Source organism: Tellurirhabdus rosea, assembly GCF_026278345.1.
Classification (GTDB): Bacteria; Bacteroidota; Bacteroidia; order Cytophagales; family Spirosomataceae; genus Tellurirhabdus; species Tellurirhabdus rosea.
Map to the genome: position 1 here is coordinate 352,536 of NZ_CP111085.1, position 15,936 is coordinate 368,471.

Annotated in this window: 14 protein-coding genes; 12 read left to right on the forward strand and 2 right to left on the reverse strand. The window is 55.5% G+C overall.

From position 1 onward, the window contains the following. Positions 1 to 145 precede the first annotated feature (145 nt). The 3 genes from ORG26_RS01445 to ORG26_RS01455 all read left to right on the forward strand — a co-directional run bounded on the left by ORG26_RS01445 (position 146) and on the right by ORG26_RS01455 (position 2,816). A complete protein-coding gene (locus tag ORG26_RS01445) occupies positions 146 to 1,363 on the forward strand; it encodes a pyridoxal phosphate-dependent aminotransferase (RefSeq protein ID WP_266366687.1) in 1,218 nt (405 codons plus the stop codon). A 98-nt stretch (positions 1,364 to 1,461) separates the two neighbouring features. After that, a complete protein-coding gene (locus ORG26_RS01450; protein WP_266366689.1) occupies positions 1,462 to 2,244 on the forward strand; it encodes a queuosine precursor transporter in 783 nt (260 codons plus the stop codon). 56 nt (positions 2,245 to 2,300) lie between these two features. Next, complete coding sequence (locus ORG26_RS01455; RefSeq protein ID WP_266366691.1) at positions 2,301 to 2,816, forward strand: hypothetical protein; 516 nt, start codon at positions 2,301 to 2,303, stop codon at positions 2,814 to 2,816. 2 nt (positions 2,817 to 2,818) lie between these two features. Here the strand turns inward: ORG26_RS01455 and ORG26_RS01460 are convergent, their stop codons facing one another. After that, a complete protein-coding gene (locus ORG26_RS01460; protein WP_266366693.1) occupies positions 2,819 to 3,568 on the reverse strand; it encodes a TrmH family RNA methyltransferase in 750 nt (249 codons plus the stop codon). 88 nt (positions 3,569 to 3,656) lie between these two features. Here ORG26_RS01460 and ORG26_RS01465 point away from each other — a divergent pair, with 88 nt between their 5' ends. From ORG26_RS01465 to ORG26_RS01495, 7 genes are all read left to right on the forward strand, one after another. After that, positions 3,657 to 6,251 carry a BamA/TamA family outer membrane protein gene (locus ORG26_RS01465; protein WP_266366694.1) on the forward strand — a complete coding sequence of 865 codons (2,595 nt, stop codon included), beginning with the start codon at positions 3,657 to 3,659 and terminating at the stop codon, positions 6,249 to 6,251. A gap of 123 nt (positions 6,252 to 6,374) precedes the next feature. After that, positions 6,375 to 7,802 carry a tRNA (N6-isopentenyl adenosine(37)-C2)-methylthiotransferase MiaB gene (gene miaB, locus ORG26_RS01470; RefSeq protein ID WP_266366696.1) on the forward strand — a complete coding sequence of 476 codons (1,428 nt, stop codon included), beginning with the start codon at positions 6,375 to 6,377 and terminating at the stop codon, positions 7,800 to 7,802. Positions 7,803 to 7,929: 127 nt separating this feature from the next. Further along, positions 7,930 to 9,240, forward strand: coding sequence for a sigma-54 interaction domain-containing protein (locus ORG26_RS01475; RefSeq protein WP_266366698.1), 1,311 nt, complete (start codon positions 7,930 to 7,932; stop codon positions 9,238 to 9,240). Between the two features lie 25 nt (positions 9,241 to 9,265). Then, a complete protein-coding gene (gene lptE, locus ORG26_RS01480; protein ID WP_266366700.1) occupies positions 9,266 to 9,787 on the forward strand; it encodes an LptE family protein in 522 nt (173 codons plus the stop codon). Positions 9,788 to 9,841: 54 nt separating this feature from the next. Next, the gene (locus ORG26_RS01485) at positions 9,842 to 10,684 is read left to right on the forward strand and encodes a hypothetical protein (protein ID WP_266366702.1); all 843 of its coding nucleotides are present in this window, start codon (positions 9,842 to 9,844) and stop codon (positions 10,682 to 10,684) included. A 45-nt stretch (positions 10,685 to 10,729) separates the two neighbouring features. Next, positions 10,730 to 11,107 carry a preprotein translocase subunit SecG gene (gene secG / locus ORG26_RS01490; protein WP_266366704.1) on the forward strand — a complete coding sequence of 126 codons (378 nt, stop codon included), beginning with the start codon at positions 10,730 to 10,732 and terminating at the stop codon, positions 11,105 to 11,107. A 210-nt stretch (positions 11,108 to 11,317) separates the two neighbouring features. After that, positions 11,318 to 12,712, forward strand: a complete 1,395-nt coding sequence (locus ORG26_RS01495) for a S8 family peptidase (protein ID WP_266366706.1) — start codon at positions 11,318 to 11,320, stop codon at positions 12,710 to 12,712. A gap of 68 nt (positions 12,713 to 12,780) precedes the next feature. Here the strand turns inward: ORG26_RS01495 and ORG26_RS01500 are convergent, their stop codons facing one another. After that, complete coding sequence (locus ORG26_RS01500) at positions 12,781 to 13,371, reverse strand: hypothetical protein (protein WP_266366708.1); 591 nt, start codon at positions 13,369 to 13,371, stop codon at positions 12,781 to 12,783. A gap of 397 nt (positions 13,372 to 13,768) precedes the next feature. Here ORG26_RS01500 and ORG26_RS01505 point away from each other — a divergent pair, with 397 nt between their 5' ends. Further along, positions 13,769 to 14,065, forward strand: a complete 297-nt coding sequence (locus tag ORG26_RS01505; protein WP_266366710.1) for a co-chaperone GroES — start codon at positions 13,769 to 13,771, stop codon at positions 14,063 to 14,065. A gap of 124 nt (positions 14,066 to 14,189) precedes the next feature. Continuing rightward, complete coding sequence (groL, locus tag ORG26_RS01510; protein WP_266366712.1) at positions 14,190 to 15,821, forward strand: chaperonin GroEL; 1,632 nt, start codon at positions 14,190 to 14,192, stop codon at positions 15,819 to 15,821. The last annotated feature ends 115 nt before the right edge of the window (positions 15,822 to 15,936 follow it).

The following is a 15,936-nucleotide window of genomic DNA, read 5'->3' on the forward strand; positions in this document are numbered from 1 at the left end:
TCCTACCATCCGCTTCCCGGCGAATCTTCGTACTTTTGCTCCGTACAGCCATCCAGCTTCACAACCCCTACGCTTCACTCGGCAACCTGCTTTTTGAGTATTGTGAATAACCGGCCACTTCTGTGGACCCGGCAAAGTGCTTAGTATGACTTTTCTCAAATCCAATCGCCTCAACAACCTCCGCTACGAAATCCGCGGGCCGGTGTACGAAAAAGCCCTTGAACTGGAAAGCCAGGGGTATAAAATTATCTCTCTGAACATCGGCAACCCCGCCCCTTTCGGTTTTGATGCGCCCGACGAAATCGTCCACGACATTATTCTGAATATCCGCAACGCTCAGGGCTATTCGGATTCGCGCGGCCTGTTTGCGGCCCGGAAAGCGGTCATGCACTACACCCAGAATCTGGGCATCCGGGACGTGACCATCAACGACATTTTTATCGGCAACGGCGTCAGCGAACTGATTCTGCTGTCGATGCAGGCCCTCATCAACGAAGGCGACGAGGTGCTGGTGCCTTCGCCCGACTACCCGCTCTGGACCACGTCCGTGGCCCTGTCGGGCGGAAAGCCCGTGCATTACCTCTGCGACGAAGCGTCCGGCTGGAACCCCGACCTGGCGGACCTCGAAAGCAAGATTACGCCCCGGACCCGGGCCATCGTCGTCATCAATCCCAACAATCCAACCGGGGCGGTGTACGACAAGGGCGTTCTGCTCGGTCTGGCGGCGATTGCCGAGCGGCACCAGCTGATTCTGTTTGCCGACGAGATTTACGACAAGATTCTGTTCGACGGAGCCGTTCATCATCCGATGGCCACGATGGTGCACGACACCCTCTGCATTTCCATGGGCGGCCTGTCGAAGAACTACCGGGCGGCCGGCTTCCGGGGCGGCTGGCTCATTCTGAGCGGGGCCAAACACCGGGCCAAGTCCTACATCGAGGGCCTGACGCTCCTGGCTAGCATGCGGCTTTGCGCCAACGTGCCGACCCAGTACGCCATCCAGACCGCGCTGGGCGGCTACCAGAGCATCCACGACCTGACGGCCCCGACCGGGCGGCTGTACAAACAGATTCATCTGGCCTACGAACGGATGACGGCCATTCCGGGCGTTAGCTGCGTCAAGCCCAAAGGGGCGCTTTACATCTTCCCGAAGATTGATCTCACCCAGTTCCGACTCGAAAGCGACGACGAGTTTGTGTTCGATCTGCTGGACGAGCAGAAAGTGCTGGTCGTCGCCGGAACCGGCTTCAACTACGTGCATAACGACCATTTCCGGATTGTCTGCCTGCCTTCGGTGGATGACCTGACCATCGCCCTCGACCGCATTGAGGCGTTTCTGGAAAGCCGGCGAATTCAGGTGTGAGGTATGAGGTATGAAGTATGAGGCGTATGATTTACATTTGGGGTAACGCACTTCAAACCTCATACCTCATACCTCATACCTAGAAAACCTCTCTTCCTATGTTGTCCGTGAATAAAAAGACTTCTCTGTACATTTTCCTAAGTGCCGTCTTTCTCACCAATGCGCTGGTAGCGGAAGTGATCGGCGTCAAGATTTTTTCGGTTGAAACCCTGCTCGGGGTGCCTCCCGCTCAGTTGCCCCTGTTTGGTGACTTTGTGCTGGATTTTAACCTGACGGCGGGGGCTGTCATCTGGCCTTTTGTCTTTATTACGTCTGATATCATCAATGAATACTTCGGCGTTAAGGGGGTGCGGCGGATTTCCTTTCTGACGGCGGGTTTCATTGCCTATGCGTTTGTCGTCATTTACGCAGTCACGGGCCTGCCCCCCGCTCAGTTCTGGCTCGACGTAAACGCCAAAGACCCGGTCGGCAACGCCATCAACATCAACAATGCCTTCGGGATGATTTTCCGGCAGGGCATGGGTATTATTCTGGGCTCGCTGACGGCTTTCCTGGTGGCGCAGATTCTGGACGCTACCGTTTTTCAGGCACTCAAACGCATCACCGGAAGCCGCAAGATCTGGCTCCGGGCGACGGGTTCCACGCTGGTTTCTCAGCTTATCGACAGTTTTGTCGTTCTGACGATCGCCTTTTACCTATTCGGCAACTGGTCCTGGGCGCAGGTGATGGCCGTGGCGACGGTCAACTACATCTATAAGTTCATCACGGCCGTGGCCCTGACGCCCCTGCTGTACCTGTCCCATTACCTGATCGACCGCTATCTGGGTCCGGAGCACGCCAAAGAACTGGCCAACGAAGCGAGCATGCCGGCCGTGATGTGACTTTGGGAGAAGGACTGCGTCTTCTTGAAAGATCACTCCTTTTTCCTATCTTTCGTATGCCAACTGAAAAAGAACGACTGGACGTCTTGGAACCTATTGTCGCCGAACTCTCGCAAAATCAGGCCCGCATGCTCGGGTACGTCCGGTTACTGACCGACCAGATTTCCCTGCAATCCGTGCGGATTGACGAGGTCGCCGACCGGACCAACCGTCTGGAAGTCCGTACCGAGAAAATTGCGTCCGGCCTCGCCAATCTCACGCTGGACGTTGCCTCCCTGCGCACCGAGATGCGGCAGCGCTTCGACGCTATCGACCAGCGCTTTGACGCCGTTGATCAGCGGCTTGAAGGCCATGACCGGCAGTTTGAATCAATTGCTCAACGATTTGAGACAATCGACCGGCGTTTTGAACAGGTAGACAAGCGCTTTGAGCAGGTAGACAAGCGCTTTGAGCAGGTAGACCGGCGCTTTGAGCAGATGGACAAGCGCTTCGATCAGATGGACAAGCGTTTCGATGCCATGCAGCAGACGCAGGAAGCTATTCTCCTGCTGTTGAAAGACAAATTAGCCTGAACTCAGGCCAGGCTCCGGCGGAGATTGTCGCAGATGACGGCCGTGGCAATTCCCACATTCAGCGATTCCGCGCCTCCGTAGCGCGGAATCGTTATTTTCCGGGTAACCCATTGTTCCACCGCCGCGCCGATTCCGTTCGACTCGTTGCCCATGACTACATATCCGCCTGGGGCAAAGGACAGGGTATGGACATCCGCTCCGCCCAGAAACGCCCCGTAGACGGGCACCCCCGACTGGTTTTTGAGAAACTCCGCCAGATCGCAGTAGTACCATTGCACCCGCGTAAACGAGCCTTTGCTGGCCGAAATCACCTTCGGATTATACACATCGGCGGTGGTTGGTGAGCAGATCAGTTTCCGGATGCCGTACCAGTCGGCAATCCGGAGAATGGTACCCAGATTTCCGGGATCGCGGATATCGTCCAGAATCAGGGCGTATTCGGCCGGATCGGCGACTAAAATCCGGTTTTCCTTCGTTCTGGCAACAGCGAGGCAGGTGTCGTTGGTGGCCAGCGTCCCGACCCGCTCCAGATCCGCCGTCGAAACGATTTCCACCCGGGCCGGTTGTTTATCCAGCAGGCGGGCGTTTTCTTTGTGAAACGGCTCGGTCGTCAGCAACAGGTCTGTCTGGTAGTCAGATTCCAGTAATTCAATCACACTCTTGGCCCCTTCCACCAGGAAAGCGCCGTGCTCCTGCCGAAATTTTTTCTGTTGCAGCGACTGAACGTATTTGGCAAGCGATTTGGATAACATGAGAATAAATTACGGATTACGAAATACAACCTATACCCAGCCGGAAGAGCCGTTCTCTGCCCGTAAACCGTTGTGGACCGTTCAAAAGATGGTCTTTTTTCTCCTGTGCTCCGGTACGGTATTTTTTCAGTCGGGCTGCGTCAGCACGCTCATCAGGCAGAAAAACGAATACCTGCTTTATACCAATACCGTTCGGGGAAATACGGCCATTCCGGACGATGAACTGCAGGGACTCATTCCGCAGAAGCCCAACCGGCGAATCCTGCGACTCCCGATCTCCCCGGCGCTCTGGTTCTACGAGGTCGGCGCCCGGCGTTTCGACCGGGAAGCGGTGCAGCGCGAACTGGACGCCAAAATTAAGGAATACGATTCAATCAGCGCTACCCTGAACGCAGACCCGAAGCAATTAAACCGGCTGACCAAACGCTATAACCGGCAAATCCAGCGTCTGCGGCGAAAAGCAGAAGAAGGCAACTGGCTCATGCGGTCGCTCGGGGAACCGCCCGCCTATTTCCGGGAAGCCGATGCCCGCAACAACGCCGCCAAAATGCAGCGCCTGCTCTACAACCACGGCTTTTTTCAGGCCCGTACCGCCGTAAAAATAGACACGCTGCTCGGCCGCCGGATTCGGGTCAATTACCTCATTACCGAGAATATGCCGTTCTACCTCAACAACATCACCTGGCGCATTGCCGACCCGGCGGTGGATACGCTCGTCCGGCAGACGCTTTCGGAAAGTCTGCTCCGGAAAGGAGAACGGTATTCGGCCGATAATATTCAGAACGAACGCATCCGGATCGAAGAACTGCTTCGCAACCACGGCTATTACGCCTTTACCCGGCAGTTTATTCCCCCGCCCGACGCCGATTCCGCCCGGGGATATTCGCCGGATTCCAGCCAGCGTTACCTCGATCTGTGGGTAACCATCGCCAACCCGCCCGGCCAGCGGCGGCACCCGATTTATCGGATGGGCACCATTGATGTTCGGGTGAGCCGGAACGAGAATCTGCCGCCGACCGACACCCTGGAACGCAACGGCGTCCGGTTTCTGCTGACGAATACCCGCCTGTCAACCCGGCTGATGGAAAGCCGCATTCTGTTCCGGCCCGACAGTCTTTACCGCATCCGCAACATCCGCGATACACAGCGGCAATTGTTTCTGCTCAATCAGTTCAAGTTTACCAACATCAACTTCATCGACACGACCAACCGACGGCTCTCGACGGTGATTACGGCCATTCCGGTCGATAAATACCAGCTTTCGACGGAGTCGGGGCTCAATGTTAACAACGTTTCCAACAACGTGTTTCCGGGTCCGTTTGTAAACCTGGGGTTTCAGGTTCACAACGTTTTCGGCGGACTGGAAACGTTTGAAGCCTCGGCCCAGGGCAGTTACGAGTTTGTGCCGGGAATCTTTACGAACCAGAGCAGCCAGACCCCCACCCAGAAGCGGACCACCATTCTGAGCTTCAACGTGGGGTTGACGTTCCCGCACATTCTTTTTCCCAGCCCCTATCGGTTCCGCTTCAACCGGGCCAACCCGCGCACGCAGATCAGCGTCGGCTACAACTATACCGACCGGCCCGAATTCCGGCGCTCCAGCCTGCGGGGAACCATTGCCTACAGCTGGCAGCCGTCGCCCAAGCGCTTGTTCAATTTTGCCCTGACCAACCTCAACTACCTCGATACCCGCTACCTCAGCGGCCCTTTCCGCCAGTACCTGACGGACCTCTACAACCAGGGCAACCCGCTGATTTTCAGCTTTAACTCCCAGCTGGTTTCGAGTATGATCTTTACCTATTCGAACAACTCGAACGTGTTCGGGCAGGGAAATCAGGGTGATTTCTTCCGGGCCAGTCTGGAATCGGGCGGCACGACGCTGAACCTGTTTGGCGCTTCCCAACTGGACCAGTTTTCCCGGAACAGCGGCGTCAGCCTGAGCAAGTTTTTCCGTCCGACGCTCGATTACCGGTATTACATCCCGCTTCGACCCCGCACGACCCTGGCCTTTCGGTTCAATTCCGGCCTGATCTATACCTATTATTCCTACATCGAGAGAAACTCAGACTCGCAGGTCAACACCCGCGGTTATGTGGCCCCTTACGAAAAGCTCCTGTTTGGCGGCGGGAGCAACAGCGTTCGGGCCTGGCTTCCGCGCCGGCTGGGACCGGGGTCGTCCTACCCCCGTACGCAGGTGTACCCCAACTCGCCACTCTACCCAGCCGGCACAGTAGGCCCGGTCTTCCGCGGGCGCCCCGGTTACGAACGCCAGTTTGACTACAGCTTTGAACAGCCGGGCGATGTGCAATTGGAACTGAATGCTGAGCTGCGGGGCCGCCTTTTTCACCTGGGGGCTGATATCGATGGAGCTCTCTTCCTGGACGTGGGCAACGTCTGGACCCTGCGCGACGACCCCACACGGCAGGGCGAAAACTTCGCCTGGAACCGCTTCTACCGTGAACTGGCCGTTGGCACCGGGGTCGGCCTGCGAATCGACTTCTCGTTTTTCATCATTCGCCTCGACGGCGGAATCAAAGTCTACGATCCCGCCCGTCGGTATGTTGACCCGAGCACCGGCGCCCTGCGCGACGAACGGTTCATCCTGCCTCTGTTCTCCCTCGGCAAGCTGAGCAAGGGGCCGAACCCGCTCGTGCTGAATTTCGGGATCGGCTATCCGTTCTAAACCTGACAAACTGTCACCTCGTACCAGATTTTCTTCGTACCTTTGCTAAAAATCAGTCGTAAGTCGCAGGTCATAAGTCGTAAGCGGCTAGTGACCTGCGACTTACGACTTACGACTTTTTTTATGGAACGTATTGCCGAAACACTAACCATATTATCGGAAGCAGACAAGGAAGCCTGCGACCTGCCCCGCATTTCGGAGGACGAGCTGACCGTCGGCCGCAAACGCCTTTACATTGAAAGCTACGGCTGTCAGATGAATTTCTCGGACAGCGAGATTGTGGCCTCCGTCATGCGGAACGCCGGTTTTGCCACGACTTCCGAAGTGACCGAAGCGGATGTGATTTTTCTGAACACCTGCGCCATCCGGGAAAACGCCGAACAAAAGGTGCGGAACCGGCTTCAGCAGCTCAAAAGCCTCAAAAAGAAGCGGCCGGAATTGCTCGTCGGCATGCTCGGCTGTATGGCGGAGCGGCTGAAAACCCGGCTGCTCGAAGAGGAAAAGATTGTCGACATCGTCGCCGGTCCGGATGCCTACCGCGACATTCCGAAGCTGGTAGAAGAAGCCGAAACCGGTCAGAAAGCCGTCAACGTCTTTTTGTCCCGGGAGGAAACGTACGCCGATATCTCCCCGATCCGCCTGAATTCCAACGGAATCACGGCCTTTATTTCCATCATGCGGGGCTGCGACAACATGTGCTCTTTCTGCGTGGTGCCGTACACCCGCGGCCGCGAACGGAGCCGCGACGCCCATTCCATCGTCAACGAAGCCCGCGAACTGGTCGAAGCCGGTTACAAGGAAGTGACGCTGCTGGGCCAGAACGTGGATTCCTACAAATGGGCCAGCGAAGACGGCAGCGAGAAAGTTAACTTCGCCCAGTTGCTGGAACGGGTTGCGCAACTCTCTCCCGACCTGCGCGTTCGCTTCTCGACCTCCCATCCGAAGGACATTACGGACGAAGTGCTGCACACGATGGCGCGGTACGAGAACATCTGCAAGTACATTCACCTGCCTGCCCAGAGCGGCAACAACCGGATTCTGAAGCTGATGAACCGGACGTACGACCGCGAATGGTACATCCAGAAAATCGACCGCATCCGGGCGATTCTGGGCGAAGACTGCGGCATCTCGCACGACATGATTTCGGGCTTCTGCTCCGAAACCGAGGAGGAACACCGGGATACGCTGACCCTGATGGAATACGCCCGCTACGATTACGGCTACATGTTTGCCTATTCCGAACGGCCCGGCACACCGGCCGCCAAGAAATACGCCGACGACGTACCGCATGACGTCAAGATTCGCCGCCTGAACGAAATCATCGCGCTCCAGCAGAAGCTGTCGCTGGAACGGAACCAGCGGCATATCGGCAAAATCCAGAAAGTCCTGATTGAAGGTCCTTCCAAACGCTCGGCGGAGGACCTCTGCGGCCGGAATGATCAGAATAAAATGGTCGTTTTCCCGAAAGGAAACCTCCAGAAAGGGCAGTATGCCTACGTGCGCATTACCGACTGCACGGCGGCTACCCTGATGGGAGAAGCGGTCCTTTAAAACGCGCATGATACTTTAATGGCTCAATGGCTCAATGGCTGAATGGTTCGGATGACTGATTGGTCACACGCAAGTCAGCCATCCGAACCATTCAGCCATTGAGCCATACACCAGTAAGCCACCTTTCATGAATCTGAAAGAAATCCAATCCGTTAAACAGCGATTCGGCATTATCGGGAACGCGTCGGGCCTTAATTACGCCATCAACGTGGCGCTTCAGGTAGCCAATACGGATTTAACGGTTCTGATTACCGGCGAAAGCGGTTCGGGAAAGGAGTCCTTTTCCAAAATCATCCACAGCCTGAGCGCCCGGAAACACGGGCAGTTCATCGCCATCAACTGCGGCGCCATTCCCGAGGGAACCATCGATTCCGAACTGTTTGGGCACGAAAAAGGCTCGTTTACCGGGGCCGTCGACCAGCGGAAAGGGTATTTCGAAACCACCAACGGGGGCACCATTTTTCTGGACGAAATCGGCGAAATGCCGCTTGGCACCCAGGCCCGGCTCCTGCGCGTCCTCGAAAACGGGGAATACATCCGGGTCGGTTCGTCCAAAGTGCTAAAAACCGATGTCCGGGTGGTGGCGGCGACGAATGTAAACCTGCGTTCGGCGGTCGAGAACGGGAAGTTTCGGGAGGATTTGTATTACCGGCTCAATACGGTGCCTATCTACGTTCCGCCCCTGCGCGAACGGGGCGAGGACATTGAACTGCTGTTCCGGAAGTTTACCACCGACTTTGCCGAGCGGTATCGCATCAACCCCATTCAGCTGACCGAAGCCGCCAAGCAGATGCTGCTGCGGTACCCGTTTCCGGGCAACATCCGGCAGTTGAAGAATATCGCCGAGCAGACTTCGATTCTGGAATCGGCCAACAACAGCCTCATCGAGGCGGAAACGCTGGCCAAATACCTGCCCGCTACGGCTACCGCCAGCCAGGCGCCGCAGCCGCCAATGCTCGTTCCGGGCCAGTCGGCGGGCGACGGTACTTTTTCGGAACGCGAACTGCTGTACAAGGTGCTTTTCGACATGCGGCGGGACATGAACGAACTGAAGCGGCTGGTTCTGGATGTGCTCAAACACGAACAGTACGGCAGCGATATTCTGAACACGCACAAGAACCTGTTCGATACCTTGCAGCCGTCCGACTTTACCGCCCCGACGGACTCTCCGGCTCCCCGGCTGCTCCCGCCGACGCCGGTCATTGAATACGATCAGTACGAAAGTTCGGACAAGGACAACGGGGTAACGGTCGAGGATATTCCCCACGAAACGGAAGAAGACGATTCGCTGTCGCTGGAGAAAAAGGAAAAAGAAATGATTATCAAGGCGCTGCGCCGCAATAATCACAAACGAAAATACGCGGCCGAAGCACTTGGTATCTCCGAAAGGACGTTATACCGGAAAATTAAACAGTATCGAATTGATGAAGAAAACTGAATCGATGAATAATGAACCATCCAGAATGAAGCGCAAACGTATCCTTCGGTACATCAGTCTATTCTTCATTCTGCATTCTTCCTTCTTCATTTCTTCCTGCGGCGTGTACTCGTTCAACAGCGCCAAACTTGACCCCAACATCAAGACGGTGCAGGTCAGTACCTTTACCCTGTCGGCGGCGGGCGGGCAGGCCAACCTGCCGCTTCAGCTGACCGAACGTCTCAAGGAATATTACCAGCGGTACACAAACCTGAAGGTGGTGCCCAATAACGGCGATCTGGTGCTCGACGGCACCATTACGGGTTACGAACTGACCGCCGTGGCTCCCACCGCCAACGACCAGGCGGGGCAAAACCGCCTGACGATGACCGTCCAGGTGCGTTTTTCCAATAACAAAGACGACACCAAAAACTTCGATCAGGCTTTCTCGTTTTATCAGGATTTCCCTCAGAACCAGACGCTGACGCAAAACGAAGCCCGTCTGGTGCCGCGCTTGCTCGATCAGCTGGTCCTCGATATTTTCAACAAAACGGCGGCAGACTGGTGAGTCTGGGGCCGGATTTGTATCTTCGGCAACAACTCTCTCTTCCTCCTGAGACCAATGGACCATCTCGATAAAGAAACCTTTTCGTTCTGGGTAACTCATCCGGACGAATTACTTGCCACTGATTTTCAAATGCTGCAGCAGGCGGTGGAAGAACATCCGTACTGTCAGGCCCTGTACATCCTTGGTGCCAAAGCTGCGTCGGTGCACCAGCGTAGCCAGGCGATGGAATGGATCCGACAGGCGGCCGCCCATGCCCTCAGCCGTAACGCCCTTCGTAAATTGATTGATAATGAATTCAACTGGTCGGAGAATCTGCTGACCAGACTTAACGAACTGTCCCTGAACCACGTCTCCATTCCGGACGATTATCAGAAAGAAAGTTACGCTCTGTTCCGGGAACGGGCCGAGCAGTCCCGCACGTTTCCTTCCGTCTCGTTTCTTGATTTCCGGAAAGCGGCCGAGGAGGTGTACGGCCAGGAACCGGAGCCGCAGGGAGCGGATCTGCTGCCCATCGTGGACGATACCACGGTGACAGAGAACGCCCTGCAGAGCGAACTGGAACAGACGCCGACGCCCGCCGAACCGGCCGTTCCGGAGCCGAACCCCGTTCGCCAGCAGCAACTGGACATCATTGAACAGTTCATCCGGAACGAACCCCAGATTACCCGCGTTCGTCTGAAACCCGGCGAACAGGCTCCGCAGGAAGATCTTGCCGCCCGACGGGTCGCCCCTACCGGCGGCGGGCTGGTTACCGAAAGTTTTGCCAAAATCCTCATCAAGCAGGGGAAATTTGACAAAGCGATTGACATTTACCAGAAATTAATGGTGAAAAATCCCGAAAAAAAGAGTTATTTTGCGGACCAAATTCGGGAACTGGAATCCCGCCAGGGCTCCTGAACAGCTTTTCCGAAAAGACATTTTCTTATTACCGAAACAGCAAGTATGATTACTGCATTAGTTATTCTGATCTGCATCCTGACTGTCCTGTTAATTCTGGTCGTTCTTGTCCAAAACTCGAAAGGTGGCGGGCTGGCCGGTGAATTCGGCGGACTGGGCTCCAACCAGTTGATGGGTGTTAAAAAGACAACGGACATTCTGGAACAGATTACCTGGGGACTGGGTGTTGCCATTATGGTACTGAGCCTGACGTCTTACGTTCTCATTCCGAAAGAACAGGGCGGGGCGACCATCAACAGCGCCAACGTAGATGCCGCCGCCACCAAAACCCTTCCGGGTGCGGCTCCGCAGGCGCCGACGCAGCAGCAGCCGGCCACTCCGGCTCCGGCGGCTCCCCCCCAGAGCGGAACGACCGCTAAATAATTTAAGCGAACAACCAACAAAAAAGGCTTTCCCGTCGGGAAAGCCTTTTTTGTTGGACAGAAGCTCCTTTTTGGTAACAAACAACCCTATTTTCATATTAGAATCCGATACAGAAAATACACGTTAATTAAAAAGAAAACTACTTAGTTGCCAGATGCAGAAAGTTTCCATATTTTTCGAGCCTATAATCCTTATCCATAACTCTTTATTATGAAACAGTCTTTTATTTCCCTGCGCTATCTGGCGATTCCCTCTCTTTTGACCGCTATGCTGACGGTGGTGAGTTGCGACCCCAAAATCGCCCCTGAAGAATCGCTGACCGCTTCTCAGCCTAAGTCAGGCGCCCGGACGGCCAAAGGTGAAGAAATCGTTCCCGGCGAACTTATTGTCAAATTCTCGCGCGGTTTATCCAGAGAACGGGCCTTTGAGGTCGTACGCCGGTACAATGGCAACATCAAGGAACAGATCGTTACCAAGATGATGGAGCGCGCCGGTGACAACGACGGGTACGCGCTGCTGGAATTCGACAGCGATGTCAATGAACTCATCGACAAACTGAAGCAGTTACCGGAATTTGCAGTGGTTGAACCGAACTACGTCTACAACCACTTCGCCACCTCAAACGATCCTTTCTTTACCAACGGATCACTCTGGGGCATGTATGGAGCAGGTACCTCGCCGGCTAACCAGTTTGGCAGCCACGCGGCGGTGGCGTGGCAGGCTAACAAAACCGGCAGCAGTTCCGTCATCGTGGGCATCATCGACGAAGGCGTCTTCACGACGCACGAAGATCTGGCCGCTAACATCTGGACCAACACCTTTGACCCGGTAGACGGAGTTGATAATGACGGCAACGGTTATATTGATGATACCAATGGCTGGAACTTTGTCAACAACAACCGGACGGTCTACGGAGGTACGTCTGACGATCATGGCACGCACGTGGCCGGAACCATCGGCGCTGTCGGCGGCAATGGCAAAGGCGTAGCGGGTGTTGTCTGGAATGTCAAGATGATTTCCCTGAAATTCCTGGGCACTACCGGCGGCACCACGGCCAACGCAATCAAAGCCATCGATTACCTGACGGACCTGAAAACCCGTCACGGCCTGAACATTGCGGCTTCCAACAACTCCTGGGGCGGCGGTGGCTTCTCGCAGGCGCTTCAGGATGCCATCGAACGCGCCAACCAGGCCGGTATTCTGTTCGTAGCGGCGGCCGGAAACAACACGCAGAACATTGATGCGACGCCTTCGTATCCGGCGGGCTACCCGAACAGCAACATCATCTCCGTAGCGTCCATCACGAACACGGGCGGCTTGTCCAGCTTCTCGAACTACGGGGCTACGCGCGTGGACCTTGGCGCTCCGGGCTCGGCCATTCAGTCAACGATTCCCGGCCGCCGGAACACCTCAAGCTACGCCTCTTACAGCGGGACGTCGATGGCGACTCCGCACGTAACGGGCGCGGTGGCGCTTTACAAATCCATTAATCCGTCAGCCTCCGCCTCGGCAATCAAGTCGGCCATCCTTGGATCGGTCACGGCAACGCCGTCTCTGGCGGGCAAGTGCGTGACGGGCGGTCGCCTGAATGTAAGCACCTTCTAATTACCCCCTTCATCAGCAAAAAGGCCCTGGCTGCTTAGTCAGGGCCTTTTTGCTGCGCCAGAAGTTGGTCAGGCCCCCTCGCCGGAATCGCCCGCCACCCGGGCGACCAGTTGCCGGGCCATGGGCAGAAAGGTTTCTTCCAGGGGCACAGCCCGTTTTGCCTCGACCAGAAAAGTGGCCGGATTGGGCAGGTGCGGCTGACGGCGGATCAGATCCCGCTTCAGGCTTTCGAAGGTGGTTCCAAGGCTTTTCCGGGCCGACTCCAGATAGCTGGTCCGGATCTGCCGATGGCCGGTATACGCGCCGGTAAAAAGGGTGGCGGTAAAGTAAAAAATATGGGTTTCCGGATGGCTCGACCAATGCAGGAACAGGTACCCTTCGCTTTTGCGCAACGGCAGTACGCCCACGGGTTCCAGCCGGATATCCGCCTCGATTTCGGCCGCCATTCGCCGCCCTTCGTCCCTTGCCTGTCCGAAGCGGGGCAGCGCAAACGCCGTAATCGCGTCGAGTTCCTGCATGTAGCTGTCATCCTCCACGGTGGCCTTATACCGCAGCCTAAGCTTTTCGGGATCAATTCCCGAAACATCCTTGGGAAAGTTGGCCGAAAGCGTACCTTTGCGGCTTCGGAATTGAACCACGCTCTCATAATGGTCGTGCAAATCCGTCAGGTCAGGGAATAACTTTTTGTCAGAAAATTGCTGACGGACGCCTTGCAGGTAGGCCAGAATGACAAATTTTTGGTACTCAAAATCAATCCAACCTTGAGTCAACCAATCTTTCTGTAGTCGCTTCATGGTATTCTTCTGGTAATTTACGGTCGGTCGGTGATGGCAAAAGTTAACCAAAAAGTTCGTTTTGCCAAATACCCTTTGCCTCAAATCAATCTGACATAGGTTTTATTTTAACGCATGGCGATTGCGGCCTGTTCTGCTCCGACCACTCTGAAAAAATGTCAGTTTTCATGACATAAAACGGATTGGCACAGAAAATGTCAGGGGCGGAAGTGAAAATTCTACTGAAAAATTCAGTTTTATAAACCTAAAACACAAACCCATTATGGCAACAGTAACGGAAAGTGTACAAGTGAACGTAAAACCGTTGGCTGATCGGGTGCTGGTTGAGCCGGCTCCTGCCGAAGAAAAAACCGCATTCGGTATCATCATCCCGGACACCGCCAAGGAGAAGCCCCAGCGCGGAACCGTCGTTGCTGTAGGTAACGGCAAAAAGGACGAGCCGCTGACGGTTCAGGTAGGCGACACGGTACTGTACGGCAAATACGCCGGTACGGAGCTCACCGTGGAAGGCAAAGAATACCTGATCATGCGGGAATCGGACATCTTCGCGATCATCTAAAATCAGTTTGGGTTTAAAGTTTATGGTTAATGTTATCCGTAAGAACTACAAACGCTAAACTATAAACCATAAACTGTTTCATCACTTCCACTTTCGAGTGTTCAATTGTTAACTCATTAAAAAAATGGCAAAGAAAATATTCTTCAACACGGAAGCCCGCGACAAAGTAAAGAAGGGCGTTGACACGCTGGCCGATGCTGTGAAGGTGACCCTGGGTCCCAAAGGCCGTAACGTGGTAATCGACAAGAAATTCGGCTCACCGGCCATCACCAAGGACGGCGTGACGGTAGCCAAAGAAATCGAGCTGAAAGACGCCATGGAAAACATGGGCGCTCAGCTGGTGAAAGAAGTTGCTTCCAAAACGGCTGATTCTGCCGGTGACGGTACAACAACGGCAACCGTTCTGGCTCAGGCCATCTACTCAATCGGTGCGAAGAACGTCGCAGCCGGTGCCAACCCGATGGACCTGAAGCGCGGTATCGACAAGGCCGTTATCGCGGTCGTGAAAAACCTCCAGCAGCAGTCACGCGCCATCGAAACGTCGAAGGAAATCGCTCAGGTAGCGACGATCTCGGCCAACTCGGACGAAGAAATCGGCAAGATGATCGCCGACGCGATGGAGAAAGTAGGTAAGGAAGGCGTTATCACGGTGGAAGAAGCGCGCGGTACCGAAACCGAAGTAAAAACGGTGGAAGGGATGCAGTTCGACCGCGGTTACCTGTCTCCGTACTTCGTAACCAACACCGAGAAGATGGAAGCGGAGCTGGATCGTCCGTTCATCCTGATCTCGGAGAAGAAGGTTTCTTCCATGAAAGAACTGCTGCCGGTGCTGGAGCAGGTGGCCCAGACGGGTCGTCCGCTGCTGATCATCGCAGAAGACGTAGACGGCGAAGCCCTGGCGACGCTGGTCGTAAACAAAATCCGTGGCGCCCTGAAAGTGGCAGCCGTGAAGGCTCCGGGCTTCGGCGACCGCCGCAAAGCCATGCTGGAAGACATCGCCATCCTGACGGGTGGTCAGGTGATCTCCGAAGAGCGCGGCTTCAAACTGGAGAACGCTTCGATCGAGTACCTGGGTCAGGCCGAGAAAATCATCATCGACAAGGACAACACGACGATTGTCAACGGTGCCGGTCAGTCGGAGCACATCACGGGCCGCGTTAACCAGATCAAAGCGCAGATCGAAAACACGACGTCGGACTACGACCGTGAGAAACTGCAGGAGCGTCTGGCCAAACTGTCAGGTGGTGTTGCTATCCTGTACATCGGTGCGGCTACCGAAGTGGAGATGAAAGAGAAGAAAGACCGCGTTGACGACGCCCTGCACGCAACCCGTGCGGCCGTTGAAGAAGGCATCGTGGCCGGTGGTGGCGTTGCCCTGATCCGCGCCATCGCGGCTCTGGACGGCGTTAACTCGATCAACGAAGACGAGAAGACGGGTGTGAACATCATCCGCGTGGCGCTGGAATCTCCGCTGCGTACGATCGTTGCCAACGCCGGTGGCGAAGGTTCAGTCGTAGTCAACAAGGTGAAGGACGGCGAAGGCGACTTCGGCTACAACGCCCGCGAAGACAAGTTCGAGAACATGATTGCCGCTGGTATCATCGACCCGACGAAAGTAACGCGTCTGGCCCTGGAGAACGCTTCTTCCATCGCAGGTCTGCTGCTGACGACCGAGTGTGTGATCGCTGACGAGCCCGAAGAGGCACCGGCAGGCGGCCACGCCCATCCGGGCGGCGGCATGGGCGGCATGATGTAATCAGCCCCATCCCCATAAAAAAAGCCTCTGACCAACGTCGGGGGCTTTTTTTATTTTCTGAACTGGGATTACACAGGTTTAGGGATTTACTATGATGCTATGCTTAATTAAGAAT

What these genes read in the sequence shown, in the direction of transcription:
- ORG26_RS01460 (WP_266366693.1), bottom strand. Translation starts at nt 3,568, where the DNA reads ATGTTATCCAAATCGCTTGCCAAATACGTTCAGTCGCTGCAACAGAAA.
- ORG26_RS01445 (WP_266366687.1), top strand. Translation starts at nt 146, where the DNA reads ATGACTTTTCTCAAATCCAATCGCCTCAACAACCTCCGCTACGAAATC.
- groL (WP_266366712.1), top strand. Translation starts at nt 14,190, where the DNA reads ATGGCAAAGAAAATATTCTTCAACACGGAAGCCCGCGACAAAGTAAAG.
- lptE (WP_266366700.1), top strand. Translation starts at nt 9,266, where the DNA reads ATGAAGCGCAAACGTATCCTTCGGTACATCAGTCTATTCTTCATTCTG.
- ORG26_RS01505 (WP_266366710.1), top strand. Translation starts at nt 13,769, where the DNA reads ATGGCAACAGTAACGGAAAGTGTACAAGTGAACGTAAAACCGTTGGCT.
- ORG26_RS01485 (WP_266366702.1), top strand. Translation starts at nt 9,842, where the DNA reads ATGGACCATCTCGATAAAGAAACCTTTTCGTTCTGGGTAACTCATCCG.
- ORG26_RS01450 (WP_266366689.1), top strand. Translation starts at nt 1,462, where the DNA reads ATGTTGTCCGTGAATAAAAAGACTTCTCTGTACATTTTCCTAAGTGCC.
- ORG26_RS01465 (WP_266366694.1), top strand. Translation starts at nt 3,657, where the DNA reads ATGGTCTTTTTTCTCCTGTGCTCCGGTACGGTATTTTTTCAGTCGGGC.
- ORG26_RS01475 (WP_266366698.1), top strand. Translation starts at nt 7,930, where the DNA reads ATGAATCTGAAAGAAATCCAATCCGTTAAACAGCGATTCGGCATTATC.
- ORG26_RS01455 (WP_266366691.1), top strand. Translation starts at nt 2,301, where the DNA reads ATGCCAACTGAAAAAGAACGACTGGACGTCTTGGAACCTATTGTCGCC.
- miaB (WP_266366696.1), top strand. Translation starts at nt 6,375, where the DNA reads ATGGAACGTATTGCCGAAACACTAACCATATTATCGGAAGCAGACAAG.
- secG (WP_266366704.1), top strand. Translation starts at nt 10,730, where the DNA reads ATGATTACTGCATTAGTTATTCTGATCTGCATCCTGACTGTCCTGTTA.
- ORG26_RS01495 (WP_266366706.1), top strand. Translation starts at nt 11,318, where the DNA reads ATGAAACAGTCTTTTATTTCCCTGCGCTATCTGGCGATTCCCTCTCTT.